Genomic DNA, 22,266 nt, shown 5'->3' on the forward strand with positions numbered 1-22,266 from the left:
GGTGTCCCGAGGAGGGGTGCCGTGCACCGGATCCTTTCCCGTACGGCGGCCGTCGGCTGTGCCGCCGTCCTGCTGGCGGCGCTCGCCCTGGCACCGGCCCCCGCGGCGGCCGGATCCCTGCCGTCCGCCGCGCCACCGCGGTCCGCCGCGCCCGCGCCGTCCGCCGCGCCCGCCCGCATCGACTGGCGGCCCTGCGAGAACGGCGTCCGGGACATGCAGTGCGGCACCCTCGACGTGCCCCTCGACCACGCCGTGCCCGCCAAGGGCACCGTCACGCTCGCGCTCGCGCGGATCCCGGCGACCGGGCGGCACCGGCTGGGATCGCTGCTCCTGAACTTCGGCGGGCCCGGCGCCTCCGGCGTCGACACCCTCGCCGGCACCGCCCGGGAGTTCGCCGACCTCGGCGAGGCGTACGACCTGGTGACCTTCGACCCGCGCGGGATCGGCGGCAGCGCACCCGTCAGCTGCGGCGGCGCGCTGGACACCGGGGTGCCGCCGGGGGCCGACGCGGCCGCCGCGCTGGCCTCGCTGCGGGCGGTGGTGCGGCAGTGCGAGCGGCACTCCGGGCCGGTCCTGCCGTACATCGGGACCGTGTACGCCGCCCGCGACCTGGACCTCATCCGGCAGGCCCTCGGCGAGCGCCGGCTCGACTACCTCGGCTTCTCGTACGGGACCCGGCTCGGCGCCGTGTACGCGGCCCAGTTCCCGCGGCGTACCGGGCGGATGGTCCTCGACGGGGTGGACACCCTCACCGAGCCGCTCGCCGAGCAGGCGCTGGTCTCGGCGCAGGGGCAGCAGCGGGCATTCGACAACTTCCTCACGTGGTGCGCGCACCAGCGGGGGTGCGTGTACGGGACCAACACCCGCCTCGCGAAGGAGCGGGCCGCGGCGCTGGTGGCCCGGCTCGACCGGCAGCCGCTGGCGGGCTGGGACGGCTCGTACTTCACCGGGCAGGACGCGGCCGACGCGATCGGGGCGGCGCTGTACAGCCGGGAGCTGTGGCCGCCGCTGGCGCGGGGGCTCGCGATGCTGGAGCGGGACGAGGACCCGAGCGGACTGCTGGAGCTGGGCGGGCCGGTCGCGCCGGAGGACGAGGAGGTCACGGGCCGGCCGGTGCCCGCCGACAACGAGGCCGCGGCCCTGACGGCCGTCAACTGCGCGGACGATCCGGACCGTTCCGCCGACGGGCGGGAACCGGCGGCCGTGGAGCGGGACATCGAGGCCCTCTCCGCGGAATTCCGGGCCGTGTCGCCGGTGTTCGGGCCGCGCCAGCTGATGACCGTGCTGGCCTGTTACGGGCGGCCGGCCGGCACCGACTTCATCCGGCGGATCGACCGTCCGGGCGCGCCGCGGATGCTGCTGGTCGGCACGCGGGGCGACCCCGCGACCCCCTACCGCTGGACGGAGGAAACCGCCGCCCGCCTCGGCTCGGCGGTCGTCCTCGACTACAAGGGCGACGGCCACGGGGCATACCCCGCGTCCGCGTGTGTCCGTGAGCGGGTCGACGCCTTCCTGATCGACGGCAAGCTGCCGTCAGGCACCCGCTCCTGCCCGGCCTCGGGCTGACCCTTCACACCCCGGGCTCCGCCGCGGACCCCGCGCCTCACGCTCCCCCAGCCCCTGGGGCTGGGGGAGCGTGAGGCGCGGCGGGGGCCGGGGCGAAAACCCGCTCGCGTGCTCGTTATGATCCGGCCATCATTCCGGTGCCGGCATCCGGCCACCGCACACGCACAGCCATCGGGGGACATCCGTGCGTCCGAAGACCCACCGCGCCGCCGTGACCGCCCTCGCCGCGGTCACCCTGGCCCTCGCCGCCCCGGCCGCACCCGCTGCCGCCGCGAGCGGCTTCGACCGCTGCGCCTGGGGCAACCTCTGCCTGTTCAGCGGCCCCGTCGGCGAAGGCGACATGCTCGTCGTCAAGAGCGGCGGCCGCCTGGACCTGGGCACCTGGAACAACAGGGCCAGCTCGTTCGCGAACTACACCGAGCACCCCGTCTGCTTCCACAAGGAGCCCGCGCTCGCCAACCCGCTCGCCAGCACCCACTTCTACGTCGGGAGCGGCACCTTCGACGAGACCGCCGAACCCGATTTCGACAACAACGTCAGCTCCTTCGACCTCGGTCCCGAGGCCGACCAATGGTGCGGCGGCGAGTCCCGCTTCCCGGTGTTCCAGTACGACGGCCCCGCCGCCCCGCGCCCCGCCCCCGTCCCCGCCGAGGCGGCCTTCGGCGACCTGAACGGCGACGGCTGGGCCGACCTGGCCGGCCGCAACAAGTTCGGCCAGCTGTGGAGCAGCAACTCGTACGAGAGCGGCGCCAAGGAGGGCGTGCTCGTCGGCGCCGGCTGGAACGCCATGACGAAGCTGACCCGGCACGGCGACCACAACGGCGACGGCCGCGAGGACCTGTACGCCCGCGACACCGCCGGCGTCCTCTGGTTCTACCCGGGCACCGGCACCGGCACCTTCGGCACCCGCGTGAAGATCGGCGCCGGCTGGAACACCATGGCCGACCTGGCCGCCGCCGGCGACCTCACCGGCGACGGCCGCCGCGACCTGCTGGCCGCCGACACCACCGGCGTGCTGTGGACGTACCCAGGCAACGGCAAGGGCGGCTTCGGCACCCGCACCAAGGTCGGCGCGGGCTGGAAGGTCATGAACGAACTCGTCGGCGCCGGCGACCTGAACGGCGACCGGCGCTCCGACCTGGTCGCCCGCGACACCACCGGCCGGCTGTGGCTCTACCCCGGCAACGGCAAGGCCGCCTTCGGTGCCCGCAAGCTCATCGGCACCGGCGGCTGGAACGGCCTCACCGAACTCACCGGCGCCGGCGACGTCACCGGCGACGGCCGCCCCGACCTTGTCGCTCACCACCGCAAGGACAACACCCTGCGGGTCTACCCCGGAGCCGCCGGCGGTGCGCTGAAGGCCCCCGCCACCCTGGCCGGCGTCCCGGACCCCACCTTCGTCTTCTGATCCCTCCCCGCCCTGGAGCCCGCTTCATGACCGGTACCCCCCGCCCGCGCGCCCTGGCCCGGCGCGCCCTCGGCACCGCGGCCGCCCTGGCCGCCTCCCTCGCCGGCCTCGTCACCGCCGCCCCGGCGGCCTCGGCGGCCGAGCCCTCGGACCGCTGCCCCGCCGGCCGGCTCTGCGTCTTCCAGTACCCCAACTACGGCGGTGCGATGAAGATCCTTTCGGCGAGCGCGCCCACGCTCACCGCCGACTGGAACGACAAGATCTCCTCGATCGTCAACAAGAGCGGCCTGTGGGCGACGTTCTACACGAAGCCCCGGTACGAGACCGACCCCGACTACATCATCGTCACGCCCCACAACGGCGCCATCGACCTGGGCTTCTCCTGGGACCGGACGTACGACAACAAGATCAGCTCCTACCGGGTCGCCACCACCCAGTACGAGGTGGTCCAGGGCGTGCCGTACATGGACTGGTACGTCTTCCCCGAGGTGAAGCGGCCCGAGGGGCTGCCCGCCGCCGGGCAGTTCGGCGACCTGAACAACGACCGGCGGCCCGACCTGCTGGAGCGCGCCGACGACGGCCGGCTGTGGTGGCTGTCCGGCAACGGCGACGCCGACCGCGTCACCAAGGGCAAGCTGATCGGCGGCGGCTGGAACAGCATGACCCAACTGGTCCGGCACGGCGACTACAACGGCGACGGCCGCGAGGACCTGTTCGCCCGCGACACCACCGGCGTGCTGTGGTTCTACCCGGGCAACGGAGCCGGCGCGTTCAGTACCCGCGTGAAGATCGGCGCGGGCTGGAACACCATGCGCGAGATCAGCGCCGTCGGCGACGTCACCGGCGACGGCCGCCGCGACCTGGTGGCCCGTGACACCACCGGTGTGCTGTGGACGTACCCGGGCAACGGCAAGGGCGCGTTCGGCACCCGCAAGAAGGTCGGCGCGGGCTGGAACGTCATGAACAAGCTGGCCTCGCCCGGCGACATGACCGGCGACGGCAAGTCCGACCTGCTGGCCCGCGACACCGACCGGGCGCTGTGGCTCTACCCGGGCAACGGTTCCGGCGCCTTCGGCGCCCGCAAGAAGCTCCCGTACGGCTGGCCCTCCTCGGACCCGGTCTTCTCGGTGGGCGACGTCAGCGGCGACGGGCACTCGGACATCCTGCGGCCGATCAACTCCCAGCTGTTCATCTACCACGGCACCGGCCTCGGCACGATCAAGAGCCCGTGGGCCGACACCCTGTACGACACGGCCGACCGGGTACGCGTGTTCTGAGCATCACCCGTGTTCAACCGGCGCCCCTTGAGGGGTGCTGGTGCACACAGGGGTGTTACGGACATATCCGACGCGCTCAAGCGCTTGTGCCCGAACGGTCATTGACCCTGCGGGCAAACGGGGCGTCACATTGCACGGGGGCTCGGCGAGTCGTCGTCGAATACCTGATAAACAGTGAATACTCACGGCCCGATCGGCCGGGTCCGTCTTGGGGGGACGCCGCACAGTGAAGCCTCTTCACCGTCACATCGTCAGCACGTCGCGCAAAGTGGTGTGCACTGCTGCGCTCGCGGCCAGCCTGACCACGGCCGCCGTCGTGGGCAACACGCCCGCCGCCGGCGCCGGCGAGTCCGAACCCACCGGTGACAGCCCCCAGGCCCAGGACCGCGGCAACGCCCGCCTGGACCTGCCCGACCTCGTCGCCGACCCGCCGCCCGCCCAGAACGCCCCGGCGGGCTCCACCGGCATACCCGGCACCGCCCTCGACGCCTACCAGCGCGCCGCCTCCTCGGTGGCCGCCGCCCTCCCCGGCTGCCACCTCCCCTGGGAGCTGCTCGCCGGCATCGGCCGGGTGGAGTCCGTCCACGCCTCCGGCTACGGCCTGAAGGCCGACGGCAGCACCGAGAAGCCGATCCGCGGCCCCCGCCTCGACGGCAAGCAGTTCGCCAAGATCCTCGACACGGACAAGGGCGCCTGGGACGGCGACACGGAGTACGACCGCGCCATCGGCCCGCTCCAGTTCATCCCGTCCACCTGGGCGCAGTGGGGTGCCGACGGCAACGGCGACAGCCAGCGCAACCCCAACAACATCTACGACGCGGCCCTCGGCGCCGGCCTCTACCTGTGCGCCGGCGACCGGGACCTGTCCCAGGCGGCCGACCTCGACAAGGCCGTCCTCAGCTACAACAGGTCCCGCGAGTACGTGAACACCGTGCTCGGCTGGATGCGCCAGTACCAGCAGGGCGCCAGCCAGGTCCCGAACCCGCCGGCCGTCCCCAACCCGGTGCCGCAGCCGCCCGGTCCCATCCCGACGCCGAACCCGCCCGTCAACCCGCCGGTCCGGCCGCCCGTCAACCCGCCGCACAAGCCGACGAAACCGACGAAGCCGACGAAGCCGGCCACCGTCTCCGGCCTGGAGCGGGTCGGCGCCGCCGACCTCAAGGCCCAGGCGGGCAGCCTCTTCACGGCGAAGCCGAAGGTCAAGGCCAAGCTGAGCAACGGCAAGCCGGCCGCCCGGGAGATCGTGGTCTTCGAGATCGAGGGCGACACCACCGGCACCGCATTCGCGGGCGGCAAGACGCACGCCGTGGTCCGCACCGACGCCTCCGGCCACGCGGCCGCGCCGCAGCTGAAGGCGGGCGAGAAGGCCGGCGCCAAGCAGGGCTCCTTCACCCTGCGCGCCACCCTGTACGGCACCCGCGAGTTCACCGTGAAGTTCGCCGGCACCGTCACCCCGAAGCCCGTGGTCCCGGCGCCCAAGGCCGACAAGCTGGCCCGCGTCGGCGACAAGCCGATGGAGGCGGTCGCCGAGGGCAGCTTCGCCGAGAAGCTCCAGCTGCTGGCCACGGCCAAGGGCAAGGCGTCCGCGGGCACCGTCGTCACGGCGGCCATGGTGAAGCTGGACGAGAAGGGACAGTGGATCCCGGCCGAGACCGGACCGTTCTTCAAGGACAAGGACGGCAAGGAGCTGCGCACCCTGGTGCTCGCCCCGACCGGCGCCGACGGGAAGATCACCCTCCCGGAGATCCACGCCTCCGACCTGGCCGGGACGTACCAGCTGCGGCTGACCACCCCGGAGGGCGTGCAGCTGGTCGTCGACCTGGTGGTGAAGCCGAAGCCGGCCACGGAGCCGCCGTCCACCCCGGACGCGCCCACCACCGAGCTGCCGGCCACGCCGACCACGGAGCCGGTCAGGCCCTGACGCCGGACCGAAGACCCTGAGCCCCGCCCGGGCGCGACCCGCCCGGCCGGGGCTCGGTCGTGTCCGGGCACCGGCCCGGAGACCCCCGGGGAGCAGGCCCCGGAAGGCGGGCCGCGGAAAACAGGCAGGAGCCCCGCCCCCCGCTCGCGCGGGAAGGGCAGGGCTCCTTGGGTACTGCACTTGAAGTTCTGCGAGGTTCCGACCGCGATCCGGTCGGCCCGGGTACTTAGACCGGGGTGACGTTCTCCGCCTGCGGACCCTTCGGGCCCTGCGTGACGTCGAAGTTCACGGTCTGGTTCTCCTCGAGGGAGCGGAAGCCAGACGCGTTGATCGCGGAGTAGTGGACGAAGACATCCGGGCCGCCGCCGTCCTGGGCGATGAAGCCGAAGCCCTTTTCAGCGTTGAACCACTTCACGGTTCCGGTAGCCATAAGCCCTCCTTGGGCCAAAGGGTTGCCCTGCTCCAGAACCTGCTGAGAAGTCTGAAAACTACAAAAGCCTGCGGGGTTACATGCTCCGCAGGCTCTGTACTGCAAGGGAAACCAAACTGCAACTTGCGTCGAGCCTAGCACGCAGAGTGCAGAGGAGACCAGAGGGAAAGATCACGTCACTCGGACGTTTGAGACCCTCGACGAGGCTGACGGCAGGCCGGGGGCTAGTCTCGCGATGTGGACGCCAATCGCAGCCGGCCCCGGGTCGGCCACATTCAGTTCCTGAACTGCCTGCCCCTCTACTGGGGCCTGGCCAGGACCGGCACCCTGCTGGACCTGGAGCTGACCAAGGACACCCCCGAGAAGCTCAGCGAGCGGCTCGTCGCGGGGGAGCTCGACATGGGCCCCATCACCCTCGTCGAGTTCCTGAAGAACGCCGACGACCTGGTGGCGTTCCCCGACCTGGCGGTGGGCTGCGACGGCCCCGTGATGTCCTGCGTGATCGTCTCCCAGCGGCCCCTGGAGGAGCTGGACCGGGCCCGCGTCGCCCTCGGCTCCACCTCCCGCACATCCGTACGACTGGCCCAGCTGCTCCTCGCCGAGCAGTACGGCGTACGCCCCGACTACTACACCTGTCCGCCCGACCTCGGGCTGATGATGCAGGAGGCCGACGCCGCCGTCCTGATCGGCGACGCCGCCCTCCGGGCCTCCCTCCACGACGCACCCCGGCTCGGCCTGGAGGTCCATGACCTGGGGCGCATGTGGAAGGACTGGACCGGACTGCCGTTCGTGTTCGCCGTCTGGGCGGCCCGCAAGGAGTACGTCGCCGCCGAGCCCGCCCTGGTCGGGAAGGTCCACGAGGCCTTCCTCGCCTCCCGCGACCTGTCCCTCGACGAGGTCGCGAAGGTGGCCGAGCAGGCCGCCCGCTGGGAGGCGTTCGACGCGGACCTGCTGGAGCGGTACTTCCGCACGCTCGACTTCCGCTTCGGCCCGGAGCAGCTCGCCGGCGTCCGCGAGTTCGCCCGCCGGACCGGCCCCACCACCGGCTTCCCGGCCGACGTCAGGGTCGAGCTGCTGGCCCCGTAGGGCCGGTGGCCGGCGGGGTGGCGGCGGGCGTCGCCGCCGGTACCGTCGCCACCCAGGACGGACCGGACGGTTCCGTGCCGGGCTCGGCGATCGGCGGCTGCATCTGCTCGCTGATCCAGTGCATCGAGCCCTCGCCCATGCCGCGGATGTAGCTCTTCGCGTTGTGCGTTCCGCCCGGGATGACCTGCAGGCGGGTCTTCACCGGACCTCTGCCGAAATTCCCGATGAATTTCCGGAGATTCCCCATTCCGGTTTCCGTCGTGCCGATCTGGAAGGCGAGATAGACGTCCGGACCGCCGCGCGCGATCAGGGCCGCCGCGAGGTTTGCCGGATTGTCCGCCGCACGCTCCTCCTCGTACCCCTTCCACAGCGGCGAGTCCGGGACCAGGTCGGGGCCGGAGGCGATCACCGCCTTGAATTGGTCCGGGTACTTCAGGACGGTCTTCAGGCCGACGAATCCGCCCGACGAGGACCCCATGAACGCCCAGCCGTCACGGGACTTGAAGGTGCGGAAATTGGCCCGGACGAAGTCGGGCACGTCCTGGGCCAGCCAGGTGCCCATCCGCGGCTGCCCGGGGATGTCGCTGCCGTCGTAGAAGTGCTTGCCGTCGGCGTTCAGCACCGGCATGACGACCAGGAACGGCAGGCTGCCGCCCTCCTGGGACCAGCGGGCGATGCTGCTCTGGAGCTTCAGCCCGGCACCGATCCAGTAGTTCTTCGGGTAGCCGCGCCCGCCGGGCAGCGCGATCAGGACGGGGAACCCGCTGCGCGCGTACCGGGGCTCGAAGTACTGCTTCGGCGCCCACACCCACACCTTGCCGGTGAACCCCGACTTCCGGCCCGCCAGCGTGGTCACGGCGATGGCCGTGCCGTCGTCGAGGGTGCTCTCCTGCGTGAACCGCGCCTTCGGCCCGGTCGGCAGCCGGGTCAGCCGCTCCGCCTCCGACTGCGCGCTCCCGGTCCCGGTGGCCGACGCGGAGCGGGCGTCGGTGGCCACCGCGTGCGGGGCGTCGAAACTGACCGGATCGCCGGACCCGGCGCAGCCGGCCAGCAGGGCGCCGAGGGCCGCGGCGGCGAGCGCGGTACGGGCCGCGGGACGGCGCCGGGCGGATATGCGGGACGTGCGGTGTGCAGGGGTGGTGCGGTGCTTCATGTGGATCACCGTTGCACGGATCCGCCGCCACCGCGTCACCGGCGGAGCTAGGGTGCTGCCCGGGACCGGGGGTCGGGCCGGGCAGGACGTATACGAACACAGGGGGCGCGATGCAGCCGCTCGAAGCGGGCGATCCGCGGACCATCGGGGCCTACCGGCTGCTCGGCCGGCTCGGCGCCGGCGGTATGGGCGTGGTGTACCTGGGCCGCAGTGCGGGCGGCCGGACGGTCGCCGTGAAGATCGTCCACCCGCACTTCGCGCAGGACGACGAGTTCCGCGCCCGGTTCCGCCGCGAGGTGGCCGCCGCCCGCCGGGTCGGCGGGGACTGGACGGCGCCGGTGCTCGACGCCGACCCGGAGGCCCCGGTGCCGTGGGTGGCCACCGGCTTCGTCGCGGGCACCTCCCTGGACCGCGCGCTGGCCGGGCACGGCCCGCTGCCGGAATCATCCGTACGGGCGATCGGCAGCGGTCTCGCCGAGGCGCTGGCGGCCGTGCACGCGCTGGGCCTGGTGCACCGGGACGTGAAGCCGTCGAACGTGATGCTGACCCTCGACGGGCCGCGGCTGATCGACTTCGGCATCGCGCGGGCCACCGACGGTACCGCTTCGCTTACCTCCACCGGCGTATCGGTCGGCTCGCCGGGGTACATGGCCCCCGAGCAGATCCTCGGCAAGGGCACCACGGCGGCCGCCGACGTGTTCTCGCTGGGCGCGGTCCTGGTGGCCGCCGCGACCGGGCAGCCGCCGTTCACCGGCGACAACTCTGCGACCCTCCTCTACAAGGTCGTGCACGAAGAGCCGTACCTCTCCGACGCCCTCACCGGCCCGCTGCGCGAGCTGCTGCTGTCCTGCCTCGCCAAGGACCCGGCCGCGCGGCCCGCGCCCGCGGCCCTGGCGGCGGCCCTGGCCCCGGAGGGCGCGGCAGCGCTGATCGAGCCCGGCTGGCTGCCCGCCCCGCTGGTCGCCGGCATCTCCAAGGCCGCCGTCCGGCTCCTCGACCTGGAACCGGACCGCGCCCCGGCCGACGCCTCCGGCCCGGTCCCGTTCGGCACCCCGGCGTACGGCGGCCCCGGCGGGACGGGGGGCTTCGGGCCGCCGGACCCCTCTTACGGGCAGCACGGGCAGCCGGCCGCCGCCTTCGCCGCACAGCCCGGCAACCCGTACCACCAGCCGACGGCGACCGCGGGTGCCGTCCCCGGCCCCCGCGAAGCGGCCCACCCGGCCCAGGGCGGCGGCCCGGCGACGGCGGGCGCGGACACCTCACCGGGCGGCGTCTCGTTCACCGCGACGGCCGGCCGCCGGGTCAGCTGCACGGTGGCGCTCGCGGTCGCCGCGGCGGTGGCCGGGGTCACGGTCGGCGGGATGTTCGCCTTCGACCTGTGGCCCGGCGGCAAGGACCGCGGCGACGCACTGGCCGACGGCGGCAAGACCGGCACCCGCCCGCCGGCCGCGACCCCGGACCCGAGCGCCTCCGCAGGCAGGCCCACGAAGAGCACCCCCGGCACCCGCCAGGAGCTGCCCGAGGCCTTCCGCGGCACCTGGAAGGGCACCATCACCAGCCAGAACCTGAACGTGTCCAGCCCGATGGAGATCACGATCACCGCCGGCAAGGTCGGCGAGGTGGTCGGCAAGGACCGCTCGGTGCTGGCCGTCCTGAACGCCGACTGCAGCGGCGAGTGGAAGCTGGTGCGGGCCACCGACAAGGAGATCGTGCTCGACAGCCGCCGCACCGGCGCCAACCCGCACCCGGGCATCTGCGCCGACGGCAGCCCCGAGGAAACCTTCACCCTCAAGCGGGACGGCGTCCTGCACTACGTCTCCAAGGACGCGGCCGCCGGCGAGCCCACCGGCGACCTGACCCGCAGCCGCTGACGGCCCGCCCAGGCTGCTGGCGTAGGCTGACTCGGGGCCCCGCGCCCCGTTCGTGGTGCTTCCGGCACCTCCCGACCCCCCGCCGAAAGGTGACGCACCGGTGACCGACCAGGCCGCTCTCCAGTCTGTTCTCGACCGCGCGGCCGAAGGGGGCCGGATCTCCGCGGAGGAGGCCCTCGACCTCTACCGGCACGCGCCCCTGCACGCGCTCGGCACCGCCGCCGACACCGCACGCCGCCGCCGGTACGCGGGCACCGAGCACATCGCCACGTACATCATCGAGCGGAACATCAACTACACGAACATCTGTGTGACGGCGTGCAAGTTCTGCGCCTTCTACGCGGCCCCCAAGGACACGAAGAAGGGCTGGACCCGCGACCTCGACGACATCCTGCGCCGCTGCGCGGAGACCGTCGAGCTGGGCGGCACCCAGATCATGTTCCAGGGCGGCCACCACCCCGACTTCGGCGTGGAGTACTACGAGGAGCACTTCGCGGCGATCAAGAAGGAGTTCCCGGAGCTGGTCATCCACTCCCTGGGCGCCTCCGAGGTCGAGCACATGGCGCGGATCTCCGGGGTGAGCGCCGAGGAGGCGATCCGCCGGATCCACGCGGCCGGGCTGGACTCGTTCGCGGGCGCCGGCGCCGAACTCCTGCCGGAGCGGCCGCGCAAGGCGATCGCCCCGCTGAAGGAGTCCGGCGAGCGCTGGCTGGAGATCATGGAGCTGGCCCACGGCCTGGGCGTCGAGTCCACCTCCACCATGCTGATGGGCACCGGCGAGACCAACGCCGAGCGGATCGAGCACATGCGGATGATCCGCGACGTGCAGGACCGGACCGGTGGCTTCCGGGCCTTCATCCCCTACACGTACCAGCCCGAGAACAACCACCTCAAGGGCCGCACCCAGGCGACGATCTTCGAGTACCTGCGGACGATCGCCATCGCCCGGCTGTTCTTCGACAACGTCGCCCACATCCAGGGCTCCTGGCTGACCGTCGGCAAGGAGGCCGGCCAGCTCTCCCTGCACTACGGCGCCGACGACCTGGGCTCGATCATGCTGGAGGAGAACGTGGTCTCCTCGGCCGGTGCCAAGCACCGCTCGAACCGCCAGGAGATCATGGACCTGATCCGCAAGGCGGACCGCGTCCCTGCCCAGCGCGCCACCACGTACGAGCACCTCGTCGTGCACACCGACCCGGCCGACGACCCGGTCGACGAGCGCGTCGTCTCGCACATCTCCTCGATCGCCATCGAGGGCGGCACCGCGCACCCGGAGCTGAAGCTCCTCGACGCCCGCTGAGCCGGCCGTGCTGACGCTGCACACCGCCCCGCTGCTGCTGCCGGTCGGATCGGAGCCGGTGCCGGACGGGGCCGTGCTCGTCGAGCACGACCGGATCGCCGCCATCGGCCCGCGCACCGAACTGGAGTCCGTACGCCCGGAAGCCCGGGTCCGGGCCTGGCCCGGGGTGCTCACCCCCGGCCTGCGCCAGTGGCACGCCGTGTTCCTGCTCAAGCGGTGCTACCACCCGGACCCGCGGGAGGCGGACCTGCTCGGCACCGAACCGCTTACCGGGGACGCGCTCGACACCCTGGAGCTCAACGCCGCCCGCTGGTCGGGCAGCGTCCGCCGGGGCCTCCAGCAGATGCTGCGGCACGGCACCACCGCGGTGGCCGTCACCGCCGGCGACCCGCTGCTCGCCGCGCCGGTGGCGCGGTCCGGGCTGGCGGCCGTGCCGGTGGTCGGGGCGCCCGCGATCCTCGTGGACGCGCCGTCCCTCGACCCGTTCGTCGCCGGCGCGGACCTCGCCGGCAGCGTGGCCGGACCGCTGGCGGCGGGCGGCCGCGCCGACTTCGCCGTCTTCGACGTACCCGACGGGCAGGCACTCCTGGAGCGGGGCGCGGCCGCCTGCGTGGCCACCGTCATCGCGGGACGGCTGCTGTACCGCAGGCGCTGACCTCCGCCCCGCCGGTGCCTTCCGGGTCCGACGGCCGCGCCGTGTGGTGCACGGCCAGCAGGCAGGCCTGCAGCCGGGAGACCCCGCCCAGCTTGGCGCGGATGTTCGCCACGTGGAACTTCGCGGTGCGGACCGTCAGATGCAGGTGCTCGGCGAGCTGCGCGTTCGTCGGCCCGGTCGGCAGGCAGCGGAACACCGACAGCTCCTGCTCGGTGAGCCGCGGGATCCCGGCCAGCGCCCGGTGCAGCCGCTCGGCGTCCAGGGTGCCCGGCACCCATGTGCACGGTAAGCAGGGACGCTCCATCCAAATACCCCCCGGGTGCGCGGAAACGGCCGACCGGAAGGCTATCTCCGGGCTCACGGCTCCAGGTAGGCCGAGGTGATCGTGTTCCGGAACAGGGTGCTCGCGTTGCCCCGGTAGCCGCCCGGCAGCCAGCCGGCGTACCCGCCGCGGTAGGCCTCCGTGTACACGGACCAGGTGGCGGTGTCCCGGTTCAGGTAGGACTCGGTGTAGTCGTCCGTGGTGTGCCGGGCGCAGGCCAGGGTGCCCTTGAAGTAGTTGTCCCGGAAGTTGGCGTCGGCCGTGTACATGTCGAAGACGGCGCCGCCCTGGTTCTGCAGGCAGTACAGCCCGAACTCGCCGGGGTCGAGGATGCCGTCCTTGTCGACGGCGGCCGTCGCGGGGCCGGTGCCGGTGGAGAGGGCGGCCGCCAGGGCGAAACCGGCGGCGAGCGCGCGCAGACACGTTCTGTTCACGAGGCGTGCCTTTCCGTGGGGATCCGGGCCGCCGACGAGTGGAACACCGGCACCACCCGTCACGCCACTGTCCTTCGGGCCAGTGTCCGGTGCCGGGGCCACCGCCTGCCGGACACGTCGGGACGGCCTGCCAGAATGGGGGCGGAACCCACCGCGACGTGCGGCCGGCCAGCGTCCAGCGCGCACCGCCGCACCCGACACCTGCGAGGCGAACGCCAGTGACCCGGGCATCCCTGGACAAGCAGCCGCACGAGGTCGCCTCCATGTTCGACGGAGTCGCGGCCAACTACGACCTCACCAACGACGTGCTGTCGCTGGGCCAGGCCCGGCTGTGGCGCAAGGAGGTCGCGCGCGCCGTCGCCGCCCGCCCCGGGCAGAAGGTCCTCGACCTGGCGGCCGGCACCGCCACCTCCTCGCTGCCGTTCGCCGCGACCGGCGCGTACGTCGTGCCCTGCGACTTCTCCCTCGGCATGCTCCGCGAGGGCAAGAAGCGCCACCCGCACCTGCCGCTCACCGCGGGCGACGCCACCAGGCTGCCGTTCAAGGACGGCGTGTTCGACACCGTCACGATCTCCTTCGGCCTGCGCAACGTCCAGGACACCGACAGCGCGCTGCGCGAGCTGTACCGGGTCACCAAGCCCGGCGGGCAGGTCGTCATCTGCGAGTTCTCTCAGCCGGTCCGGGGCCCGTTCCGCACCGTCTACACCGAGTACCTGATGCGCGCCCTGCCGCCGGTGGCCCGCGCGGTGTCCTCCAACCCGGACGCGTACGTGTACCTGGCCGAGTCGATCCGCGAGTGGCCCACCCAGCCGGAGCTGGCGGGCCTGATGCAGAAGGCCGGCTGGCAGCGCGTCGCGTGGCGCAATCTGACCGGTGGCATCGTCGCCCTGCACCGCGGCGTCAAGCAGGCCGGGCCCGCCGGCTCCGCCGCGTAGCGCCCGTACGCCCGTGGACTACCAGGCCGTACTGGAGCGCATCGCCGAGGACGTGGCCCCGCTGGTCGGTGCCGGCACGCCCGCCGAGTACATCCCGGCGCTCGCCGGGGTGGACCCGGGCCGCTTCGGCATGGCCATCGCCGAGGTCGACGGCACCGTGCACGGGGTGGGGGACTGGCAGGTGCCGTTCTCCGCGCAGTCCATCACCAAGGTGTTCACGCTGGCGCTGGTGCTCGCCCACGGCGGCGACAGCATCTGGGAGCGGGTGGGCCGGGAGCCGTCCGGCAACCCGTTCAACTCCCTGGTGCAGCTGGAGTACGAGAACGGCATCCCGCGCAACCCGTTCATCAACGCGGGCGCGCTCGTCGTCACCGACCGCCTCCAGACCTGGACCGGCGACGCGAGCAGCGAACTCCTGGAGTTCCTGCGGCGCGAGAGCGGCAACCCGGACCTCGCCTTCAACGCCGAGGTGGCCCAGTCCGAGGCCGCGCACGGCGACCGGAACGCGGCCCTCGCCCACTTCATGGCCTCGTACGGCAACATCACGGGCCCGGTGCCGGCCCTCCTCGACCACTACTTCTGGCAGTGCTCGATCGAGACCAGCTGCGCCGACCTCGCGCTCGCGGCCCGCTTCCTCGCCCGGCACGGGCTGCTGGCCGACGGCTCCCGGCTGCTGACCCGCAGCGAGGCGAAGCAGGTCAACGCGGTGATGCTGACCTGCGGCACGTACGACGCCGCCGGGGACTTCGCGTACCGGGTGGGACTGCCCGGCAAGAGCGGGGTCGGCGGCGGGATCGTCGCCGTCGTGCCGGGGCGCTGCACGCTGTGCGTGTGGAGCCCCGGGCTCGACGAGCGCGGCAACTCGGTGGCGGGCGTGGCCGCCCTGGACCGCTTCACCACGCTGACCGGGCTGTCGGTGTTCTGACTCCGCCTTCTGACTCCGTGTTCCGACTCCGCGTTCTGCCTCCGCGTTCTGACTCCGCGGGGGTCAGCCGAACGACAGGGCGTAGCGGCGGCCGGTGTTCCCGGAGGCCAGCGTGAACGTCTCCTCCAGGGCCATGCCGAGCCGTTCCGCCACGGCGATCGACCGGGCGTTGCGGTCGTCGATCATTGCGACCACTCTGGGTATCCCGGCCTCCCGCACCCGCTCCAGGGCCTGGCGGGCCGCGGCCGTCACGTACCCCTTGCCCCAGTACGGGCGCGCCAGCCGCCAGCCGATCTCGATCTCGCCCACCGGGCCCCAGTCGCGCGGCCAGGGCTGCGCGCCGGTGAAGCCGATCACCTCGCCCGCCTCGTCGAGCACCGTCCAGAAACAGACCCCCAGCTGGGCGTCGTGCATGCGCTGGCGGGCGGTGAGTTCCTCGTACACGGACAGCTCGGCGGGCGCGCCGCCCTGGAATTCCATGACGTCGGGATCGGCGAAGAGGCGGTGCCAGGCGTAGGCGTCCTCCTCGGTCGGGACGCGGAGCTCGACGGTGGGGTGCTGCTCGCTCATCGGTACGGCCCTTCGGAATCGTGATCACTCAACGCTGCATAGACTGCCCATGTCCCTGTGCATTAGGCACCCCCCTCCATCGAGCCTTCGGGAGATCCCGCAGTGACCGAGCCCCTCTCCGAACACACCGCAGATGTGATCGTCGTCGGGGCCGGGCCCGCCGGCTCGACCACCGCGTACCACCTCGCCAAGGCCGGGCTCGACGTCCTGCTCCTGGAGAAGACGGCGTTCCCGCGCGAGAAGGTGTGCGGTGACGGTCTGACGCCGCGTGCGGTCAAGCAGCTGGTGGCGATGGGCATCGACATCTCCGAGGAAGCCGGCTGGCTGCGCAACAAGGGCCTGCGGATCATCGGCGGCGGGGTGCGGCTCCAGCTGGACTGGCCGGATCTCGCCTCGTTCCCCGACTACGGACTCGTACGCAAGCGCGACGACTTCGACGAGCAGCTCGCCCGGCAGGCGCAGAAGGCGGGCGCGCGGCTGTACGAGCAGTGCAACGTGGGCGAGCCGATCCGGGACGAGCGCACCGGCCACATCACGGGCGTGCACGCGAAGCTGGGCGACGAGAAGCGGGCCGTGACCTTCCACGCGCCGCTGGTGGTGGCCGCCGACGGCAACTCCTCCCGGCTGTCGCTGGCGATGGGACTGCACCGGCGCGAGGACCGGCCGATGGGCGTCGCGGTCCGCACCTACTTCGAGTCGCCGCGGCACGACGACGACTACCTGGAGTCCTGGCTGGAGCTGTGGGACCGGCGCGGTCCGCAGGACCGGCTGCTGCCGGGCTACGGCTGGATCTTCGGCATGGGCGACGGCACGTCCAACGTGGGCCTGGGCATCCTGAACTCGTCGTCCGCCTTCCGGGAGCTGGACTGGCGCGAGGTCCTCAAGGCGTGGTGCGCGTCCATGCCGGAGGACTGGGGCTACACGCCGGAGAACATGACGCAGCCGATCCGCGGGGCGGCGCTGCCGATGGCGTTCAACCGGCAGCCGCACTACACGAAGGGGCTGCTGCTGGTCGGTGACGCGGGCGGCCTCGTCAACCCGTTCAACGGCGAGGGCATCGCCTACGCGATGGAGTCGGGCCAGATCGCGGCCGACGTCATCGTCCAGGCACACGCCCGCGCGACCCCCGCACAGCGGGAACTCGCCCTGCACGCCTATCCGAAGGTGCTCAAGGAGACCTACGGCGGCTACTACACGCTGGGCCGCGCCTTCGTGAAGATCATCGGAAACCCGAAGATCATGAAGATCGCCACCCAGCGGGGCCTCACCCACCCCGTCCTGATGAAGTTCACCCTCAAAATGCTGGCGAACCTCACGGACCCGACGGGCGGCGACGCGATGGACCGCATCATCAACGGCCTGAGCAAGGTGGCCCCGAAGGCCTGACCCCCGGGGGCTCCGCCCCGGACCCCGGTCCTCAAACGCCGGACGGGCTTGATTTCCCCCGTCCGGCCTTTGCCTGCGGGCACATTCCGGCCCCGCCGGCGGTCGAGGCGCGGGGGTGCGGGGCGGAGCCCCGGTTCGGGAGGGGCGGGGTGGGGAAAAGCCCCGCAGGGTCAGCGGCGGAGGGCGGCGGCCGGTTCCACGCGGGCCGCCCGGTGGGCGGGATACGCACCGGCGAGAAGCCCGGTCACCAGCCCGACCACCGGTGCCACGGCCAGAACGGCCGGCGACAGCACGGGCGTCCAGCCCCGGGCGACGGCCACGCCCGTGACCGCCAGGACGCCCAGGGACATGCCGAGCAGCCCACCCAGCCCGCCCAACAGCGCGGATTCCGCCAGGAACTGCGCCGCGATGTGCCGCCCCCGCGCCCCCACCGCCCGCCGCAGCCCGATCTCCGGCGCCCGCTCCAGCACCGCCACCAGCGTCGTGTTGGCGATCCCCGCCGCCCCGACCAGCAGGCAGACCCCCGCCAGCAGCAGGAACAACACCCCCAGATCCGCCCCCACCCCGGCTCGCAACCGCCGCGGATCCGCCGGCGGCACCGCCCGCAGGAACTCCGGCCGGTCCGGCCGCAACGCCACCGGCGCGAGCGCCGCGACCTGCCGCGCCGCCCCCGTCTCGGTGGAGATCAGCATCCGCGCCGCCCCCGCCCCCGGCGGCCCCCACAGCTCCGCCGCCGTTGCCCGCGGCACCAGCGCGGCCAGCAGGTTCTCCGGCTGCCGGGCCACGTCGCCGAGGATCCCCGCCACCGCGAACATCTCGCCCCCGATCCGTACGGCCGGCCGCGTCGACAGCGTGGTGACGCCGAGCCGGGCCGCGGCCCCGCCGCCGAGCACGACCACCCGCTGCCGGGTCCGCTCGGCGAAGTCGTCGTACAGCCGCCCCTGCTGCAGCCGCGGCACCATGGCGAGCACCGCCTCCGGCGAGGCCGCGACCACCGCCGGCCCGGCCGCGGCCGGATCGCTCCCGACCGGATCGCTCCCGACCGGATCGCTCCCGACCGGATCGCTCCCGACCGGCGGGGAGGGGCGTACCTGCCAGTGCACGCCCGCGTGTTCGACCCCGGCCAGCACCCTGATCCGCCGCTCCGCATCGGCAGGGAACGCGGGCGGCGCGTACGGATCCCGCTGCGCGGCCACGTCCTCGACCGTCACCTCGGTCGCCGTCAGCATGCTGAACCGCCCGTCGATCCGGGCGGACAGCGTGGCCGTCAGCCCGAGCACGACCACGAAGCCGCCCACCCCGAGCACCGTCCCCAGCCCGGTCAGCACCGCCCGGCCCGGCCGCCGCACCAGCCCGGCCAACGCCTCGCCCAGCACGTCCCGCACCGACATCCGCGTCGCCGCGGCCGCCACCCGCCCGCGCCGCCTCACGCGGGCCGGGCCCGTTCGTACAGGCGGCCGTCGCGGATGGTGACCGTACGTCCGCCGCGGGCGGCGACCTCCGGGTCGTGGGTGATCACGACGACCGTCATCCCGGCCCGGTGCAGCCCGTCCAGCAGGGACAGCACGGCGGCGGCACTCGCCGAGTCGAGGTTGCCGGTCGGCTCGTCGCACAGCAGCAGCGAGGGCCGGCCCACCAGCGCGCGGGCCACCGCGACCCGCTGCCGTTCGCCGCCGGACAGCTGCCCGGGCGGGGCGTGCAGCCGGTGGCCGAGCCCGACGCGTTCCAGGGCGGCCCGGGCCCGGTCCCGCCGCTCGGCGGGCGGTACGCCGGTGTACAGCAGGGCCAGTCCCACGTTCTCCAGCGCGCTGCGGTGCGGCAGCAGGTGGAACGACTGGAACACGAAGCCGATCCGCCGCCCGCGCAGCGCGGCCCGCTCCCGCTCCCGCAGTCCGCCGGTGTCGATCCCGTCGAGGAGGTACCGCCCCCGGGTCGGTACGTCGAGCAGCCCGGCCAGGTTGAGGAACGTCGACTTCCCCGAGCCGGAGGGCCCGACCACGGTGAGGAACTCACCGCGCCGCACCGTCAGTTCGCACGCACCGAGCGCCGTCACGGGCGGCGGCCCCGGGTACGTGAACCCCACCCCGCGGAACTCCATGACGAACGGGCCGGGATCCGGACCGGTCGCCGCCGCCGGGGCCGGTCCGCGCCGCCACCGGTTCACCGGGGCGTTCCGGCCGGGGCCGCCGCGCTGCCGGTGACCACCCGGGTGCCTTCGGCGAGGGCGCCGGGGCGCAGCGGGACGACCTCGACGTAGCCGCTGCCGGAGGTGCCGGTGCGGACCCGGACGCGGTGGTGGGTGCCGGTGGGGGTGACCGCGGTGACCGCCGTGCGGCCGTCGGCGCCGGCCGAGACCGCGGTGACCGGGACGACGAGGGCCGGGCCGGCGGTGGAGGCGGATTCGACGGTCAGGCGGACGTCCTGCCCGGCGAAGCCGGCCGGCAGCGGGCGGGTCGGGCGGACCAGCATGCGGTAGCCGAGGCGGGGCGGGGCGGCGGTGCCCGTGGCGGGGGTGTCGGAGGCTTCGGTGGGTTCGGTGGCGACGAGGTGGACCCGGGCGGGGACGTCCTGGCCGAGGACCTCGGACGAGATCGTGGCCGGCTGCCCGGCGCGCAGGAGGCGGCGGCGGTCGGGCTCCAGCCAGGATTCGGCGACGAGTTCGCCGGCGGAGAGGGTGAGCAGGCTGCCGGTGGCGGTGGTGCCGACGCGTGCGGCGACGGTGTTCACCCGGGCCGGGAACGAGCGCAGGAAGACGGCTTCGGCCGCCGGCAGCATCGGCCCGTCGGCCGCCTCTGCCGCGGCCAGCCGGGCCTGCGCATCCACCAGCGTCTCCCGCGCCCGCGTCACGGCCCGCTCGGCCGCCCCACCCCCGGGGCTCCGCCCCCCACTCCGGTCCTCAAGCGCCGGACGGGCTGAAAGCCCGGGGCTCTGTCCCGGAGACGGGGGGGAAGATTCAGCCTCGCCGGCGTTTGAGGCGCGGGGGTGCGGGGGCGGAGCCCCCGGGGTTCTGAGCCCCGCAGGGTCGGGGGCGAGGGCGGCGGACTGCGCGTCCTCCAGGGCCCACCGGGCCGAGCGGACCGCCTCGCGGGCGGCGCGGAGCGCCTCACCGGCGTCGGGCACGGCTGCGATCGGCGGGTAGCCGAGGGACCGGTAGAGGGAGGCGAGGGCGGACTTCGTACCGCTGCCGAACACCCCGGACCGGTCCGGCGCGGTGGAGTGGCCGAGCTCACGGAGCGCCCGCTGGAGCTGGGCCACGTCCGCACCGACCGCGCCGGGCCGGAGATCCCGGTAGGCGGGCAGCGCCCCGCGCAGGGCGAACACCGGCCGCCCGGACACCTCGGCCAGCACCCGCCCCGCCCGCACCCCGTCCCCCGCCTTCACCGGCAGCCGGGTCACCACGGCCACCCCACCGCCCGGCTGCGGCGCGGCCACCGACACGCTCTGGTCGGCCACCACCAGCCCGCGCAACACCACCGTCTCGGCCAGCACCCGCCGTTCGACCGTGGCCAGCAGCGCCCCCTGCGCCGGCGCCGCCGCCTCGGCCGCCAGCTGGGCCGGGGACTTCACCAGGGCGGTGGCCAGCAGCCCGCCCGCCGTCATCAGCGCGGCTCCGGCGACGACACCGAACACCACGCGCCTCCCGCGCGTGAGCGCATCCTTCGGCATGAACGCGCATCCTAGGAACCGGTTTCCGGCCCGAACAAGTGATCTCTCAGCCAGGCCGGTTGTCTACTTGTGCACCCCCGGGCGGGGCCGTTGACTCCGGTTCCTCGATTTCCCGACTCCCCGAGGTGAGGAACCCGCCGTGGACGCACCGGACGTACCGGATGCAACGGACGCAACGGACGCACGATCCCCCCGCCGGCCGTCGGTCCCCGCCCTGTTCGCCACCCTGCTCGCCGGGCTCCTGACCGCCGGCTGCTCAGCCGGCGGCGGCGCGGACGGTCCGGCCGAGCCCGCCCTCGGCCCGGTCGCCGTGAACCCGTCCACCGCCACGCTCGCCCTGCCCCTCGACGCGTACGAGGACACCGACGAGGAGAAGTCCCGGCTGGCGGCGGCCCAGCAGCGGCTGGCGGTCGACTGCATGGCCCGCTTCGGCTTCGCGTACGCGCCGCCGCCCGCGCCGGCCCGGCCCGCCCGCACCGACCGGCACCGCCACCTGTTCGGGCTGGCCGACCCCGCGGAGGCCGCCGCGTACGGCTACGACAAGGACGCCGGCCGGCCGCCCCGGGAGCGCCCGGCCCGGCCGGTGCTCAGCGACAGCGCCCGCACGGTCCTGTACGGCGAACGCCCCGGCGCGCAGGGCGGGCAGCCGGGGCCGGATCCGCGGTCCGAGGAGGAGGCGGCGACGGCGGACAGCGGGATCACCGTCGGCGGCCGCCGGGTGCCGGCCGGGGGCTGCCTGCGGGAGAGCTACCGGAAGCTGTACGCGCCGAAGAAGGACAGCGTCGACCTGCTGTTCGCGTTCGGCCTGGCCTCCGAGGCCCACACGCGGGCGCAGCGCGACTCGCGGGTGGTGGCGGTGGTCGCCGAGTGGTCGGCGTGCATGGCGCGTGCGGGGCACCGGGGGGTGGACAGCCCGTACGAGGTGACGGCGCGGCTCGGACTGGACGCGGAGCCGGGCGGGGCGAAGGCGGTGGCGGTGGCGGTACGGGACGTGGCCTGCAAGCGGGAGGTCAATCTGGTGGGGGTGTGGGCGGCGGTGGAGGCGGCGTACCAGCAGCGGCTGCTCGAAGCCCAGGCCGAGACGCTCGCCGCCTACCGCACCCAGCGCACTACCCGCCTCCGCCTGGCCGCCACCCTCCTCTGACCCGCCCCGCCGGGACCCCGCCCCGCCGGGACCCCGCCCCTCCGGGACCCCGCCCCTCCGGGACCCCGCCCCTCCGGGACCCCGCCCCTTGCGGGTCCATCCAGACCGGGCCGGGCAAATCCAGCCCCGCCGGCGTTTGAGGCGCGGGTCCGGGCAGAGCCCGCGAGGCGGCGCAGCCGGCCTGCCTTGGGGGGGGGGGGGGGGGGGGGGGGGGGGG

Annotated in this window: 20 protein-coding genes; 12 read left to right on the plus strand and 8 right to left on the minus strand. The window is 73.8% G+C overall.

Translation table 11 applies throughout. The features are described from left to right. The first annotated feature begins 21 nt into the window (after positions 1-21). The 4 genes from LG634_RS29995 (at position 22) to LG634_RS30010 (ending at position 6,172) form a co-directional block, all read left to right on the plus strand. On the plus strand, positions 22-1,566 hold the full coding sequence (locus tag LG634_RS29995) for an alpha/beta hydrolase (protein WP_226738327.1): 1,545 nt from the start codon (positions 22-24) through the stop codon (positions 1,564-1,566). A 184-nt stretch (positions 1,567-1,750) separates the two neighbouring features. Then, positions 1,751-2,974, plus strand: a complete 1,224-nt coding sequence (locus LG634_RS30000; protein ID WP_226738329.1) for an FG-GAP-like repeat-containing protein — start codon at positions 1,751-1,753, stop codon at positions 2,972-2,974. 26 nt (positions 2,975-3,000) lie between these two features. Next, positions 3,001-4,251, plus strand: coding sequence for an FG-GAP-like repeat-containing protein (locus LG634_RS30005; RefSeq protein WP_226738331.1), 1,251 nt, complete (start codon positions 3,001-3,003; stop codon positions 4,249-4,251). Positions 4,252-4,519: 268 nt separating this feature from the next. Continuing rightward, positions 4,520-6,172, plus strand: coding sequence for a lytic transglycosylase domain-containing protein (locus LG634_RS30010; RefSeq protein ID WP_226738333.1), 1,653 nt, complete (start codon positions 4,520-4,522; stop codon positions 6,170-6,172). Positions 6,173-6,398: 226 nt separating this feature from the next. Here the strand turns inward: LG634_RS30010 and LG634_RS30015 are convergent, their stop codons facing one another. Beyond that, complete coding sequence (locus tag LG634_RS30015) at positions 6,399-6,602, minus strand: cold-shock protein (protein WP_019707740.1); 204 nt, start codon at positions 6,600-6,602, stop codon at positions 6,399-6,401. Positions 6,603-6,839: 237 nt separating this feature from the next. Here LG634_RS30015 and LG634_RS30020 point away from each other — a divergent pair, with 237 nt between their 5' ends. Further along, on the plus strand, positions 6,840-7,688 hold the full coding sequence (locus tag LG634_RS30020) for a menaquinone biosynthetic enzyme MqnA/MqnD family protein (protein WP_226738335.1): 849 nt from the start codon (positions 6,840-6,842) through the stop codon (positions 7,686-7,688). On the opposite strand, the gene LG634_RS30025 is transcribed toward LG634_RS30020, so the two are convergent. After that, positions 7,663-8,841, minus strand: a complete 1,179-nt coding sequence (locus LG634_RS30025) for an alpha/beta hydrolase (protein WP_226738336.1) — start codon at positions 8,839-8,841, stop codon at positions 7,663-7,665. The two genes, LG634_RS30020 and LG634_RS30025, sit on opposite strands and share 26 nt — an antisense overlap. 110 nt (positions 8,842-8,951) lie before the next feature. Here LG634_RS30025 and LG634_RS30030 point away from each other — a divergent pair, with 110 nt between their 5' ends. The 3 genes from LG634_RS30030 to LG634_RS30040 all read left to right on the plus strand — a co-directional run bounded on the left by LG634_RS30030 (position 8,952) and on the right by LG634_RS30040 (position 12,667). Next, positions 8,952-10,712, plus strand: coding sequence for a serine/threonine-protein kinase (locus LG634_RS30030; RefSeq protein ID WP_226738338.1), 1,761 nt, complete (start codon positions 8,952-8,954; stop codon positions 10,710-10,712). A 100-nt stretch (positions 10,713-10,812) separates the two neighbouring features. Next, positions 10,813-12,012 (plus strand): cyclic dehypoxanthinyl futalosine synthase, encoded by a 1,200-nt coding sequence (gene mqnC / locus LG634_RS30035; RefSeq protein ID WP_226738340.1) that lies wholly within the window; start codon positions 10,813-10,815, stop codon positions 12,010-12,012. Positions 12,013-12,019: 7 nt separating this feature from the next. Then, on the plus strand, positions 12,020-12,667 hold the full coding sequence (locus LG634_RS30040) for an imidazolonepropionase-like domain-containing protein (protein WP_226738342.1): 648 nt from the start codon (positions 12,020-12,022) through the stop codon (positions 12,665-12,667). Here LG634_RS30040 and LG634_RS30045 read toward each other — a convergent pair. Together LG634_RS30045 and LG634_RS30050 are read right to left on the minus strand one after the other, a co-directional pair. Continuing rightward, the gene (locus LG634_RS30045; RefSeq protein ID WP_226738344.1) at positions 12,633-12,941 is read right to left on the minus strand and encodes a response regulator transcription factor; all 309 of its coding nucleotides are present in this window, start codon (positions 12,939-12,941) and stop codon (positions 12,633-12,635) included. The genes LG634_RS30040 and LG634_RS30045 overlap by 35 nt on opposite strands. A gap of 83 nt (positions 12,942-13,024) precedes the next feature. Next, positions 13,025-13,423 (minus strand): hypothetical protein, encoded by a 399-nt coding sequence (locus LG634_RS30050; protein ID WP_226738346.1) that lies wholly within the window; start codon positions 13,421-13,423, stop codon positions 13,025-13,027. A gap of 218 nt (positions 13,424-13,641) precedes the next feature. On the opposite strand from LG634_RS30050, the gene LG634_RS30055 reads away from it, so the two are divergent. Then, positions 13,642-14,358, plus strand: a complete 717-nt coding sequence (locus LG634_RS30055; protein ID WP_226738348.1) for a demethylmenaquinone methyltransferase — start codon at positions 13,642-13,644, stop codon at positions 14,356-14,358. A 13-nt stretch (positions 14,359-14,371) separates the two neighbouring features. Continuing rightward, complete coding sequence (locus LG634_RS30060; protein WP_226738350.1) at positions 14,372-15,283, plus strand: glutaminase; 912 nt, start codon at positions 14,372-14,374, stop codon at positions 15,281-15,283. A 63-nt stretch (positions 15,284-15,346) separates the two neighbouring features. On the opposite strand, the gene LG634_RS30065 is transcribed toward LG634_RS30060, so the two are convergent. Further along, the gene (locus tag LG634_RS30065) at positions 15,347-15,853 is read right to left on the minus strand and encodes a GNAT family N-acetyltransferase (protein ID WP_226738352.1); all 507 of its coding nucleotides are present in this window, start codon (positions 15,851-15,853) and stop codon (positions 15,347-15,349) included. Positions 15,854-15,955: 102 nt separating this feature from the next. On the opposite strand from LG634_RS30065, the gene LG634_RS30070 reads away from it, so the two are divergent. Next, positions 15,956-17,239, plus strand: a complete 1,284-nt coding sequence (locus tag LG634_RS30070) for a geranylgeranyl reductase family protein (protein ID WP_226738354.1) — start codon at positions 15,956-15,958, stop codon at positions 17,237-17,239. Between the two features lie 170 nt (positions 17,240-17,409). Here LG634_RS30070 and LG634_RS30075 read toward each other — a convergent pair whose 3' ends face one another. The 3 genes from LG634_RS30075 to LG634_RS30085 all read right to left on the minus strand — a co-directional run bounded on the left by LG634_RS30075 (position 17,410) and on the right by LG634_RS30085 (position 20,905). Continuing rightward, positions 17,410-18,630, minus strand: coding sequence for an ABC transporter permease (locus LG634_RS30075; RefSeq protein ID WP_226738361.1), 1,221 nt, complete (start codon positions 18,628-18,630; stop codon positions 17,410-17,412). Between the two features lie 35 nt (positions 18,631-18,665). Next, positions 18,666-19,337, minus strand: coding sequence for an ABC transporter ATP-binding protein (locus tag LG634_RS30080; protein ID WP_226738363.1), 672 nt, complete (start codon positions 19,335-19,337; stop codon positions 18,666-18,668). Between the two features lie 62 nt (positions 19,338-19,399). Further along, positions 19,400-20,905, minus strand: a complete 1,506-nt coding sequence (locus LG634_RS30085) for an efflux RND transporter periplasmic adaptor subunit (RefSeq protein ID WP_226738365.1) — start codon at positions 20,903-20,905, stop codon at positions 19,400-19,402. A 139-nt stretch (positions 20,906-21,044) separates the two neighbouring features. Here LG634_RS30085 and LG634_RS30090 point away from each other — a divergent pair, with 139 nt between their 5' ends. Beyond that, positions 21,045-22,049 carry a hypothetical protein gene (locus LG634_RS30090; protein WP_226738367.1) on the plus strand — a complete coding sequence of 335 codons (1,005 nt, stop codon included), beginning with the start codon at positions 21,045-21,047 and terminating at the stop codon, positions 22,047-22,049. Positions 22,050-22,266: the final 217 nt, after the last annotated feature.

This window comes from Streptomyces bambusae (assembly GCF_020532645.1).
Classification (GTDB): domain Bacteria; phylum Actinomycetota; class Actinomycetes; order Streptomycetales; family Streptomycetaceae; genus Streptomyces; species Streptomyces bambusae.

Excerpts from the sequence above, each read along its gene's own strand:
- LG634_RS30005 (WP_226738331.1), top strand. The coding sequence starts at position 3,001 with ATGACCGGTACCCCCCGCCCGCGCGCCCTGGCCCGGCGCGCCCTCGGC.
- LG634_RS30015 (WP_019707740.1), bottom strand. The coding sequence starts at position 6,602 with ATGGCTACCGGAACCGTGAAGTGGTTCAACGCTGAAAAGGGCTTCGGC.
- LG634_RS30025 (WP_226738336.1), bottom strand. The coding sequence starts at position 8,841 with ATGAAGCACCGCACCACCCCTGCACACCGCACGTCCCGCATATCCGCC.
- LG634_RS30030 (WP_226738338.1), top strand. The coding sequence starts at position 8,952 with ATGCAGCCGCTCGAAGCGGGCGATCCGCGGACCATCGGGGCCTACCGG.
- LG634_RS30065 (WP_226738352.1), bottom strand. The coding sequence starts at position 15,853 with ATGAGCGAGCAGCACCCCACCGTCGAGCTCCGCGTCCCGACCGAGGAG.
- LG634_RS30075 (WP_226738361.1), bottom strand. The coding sequence starts at position 18,630 with ATGTCGGTGCGGGACGTGCTGGGCGAGGCGTTGGCCGGGCTGGTGCGG.
- LG634_RS30080 (WP_226738363.1), bottom strand. The coding sequence starts at position 19,337 with ATGGAGTTCCGCGGGGTGGGGTTCACGTACCCGGGGCCGCCGCCCGTG.
- LG634_RS30085 (WP_226738365.1), bottom strand. The coding sequence starts at position 20,905 with ATGCCGAAGGATGCGCTCACGCGCGGGAGGCGCGTGGTGTTCGGTGTC.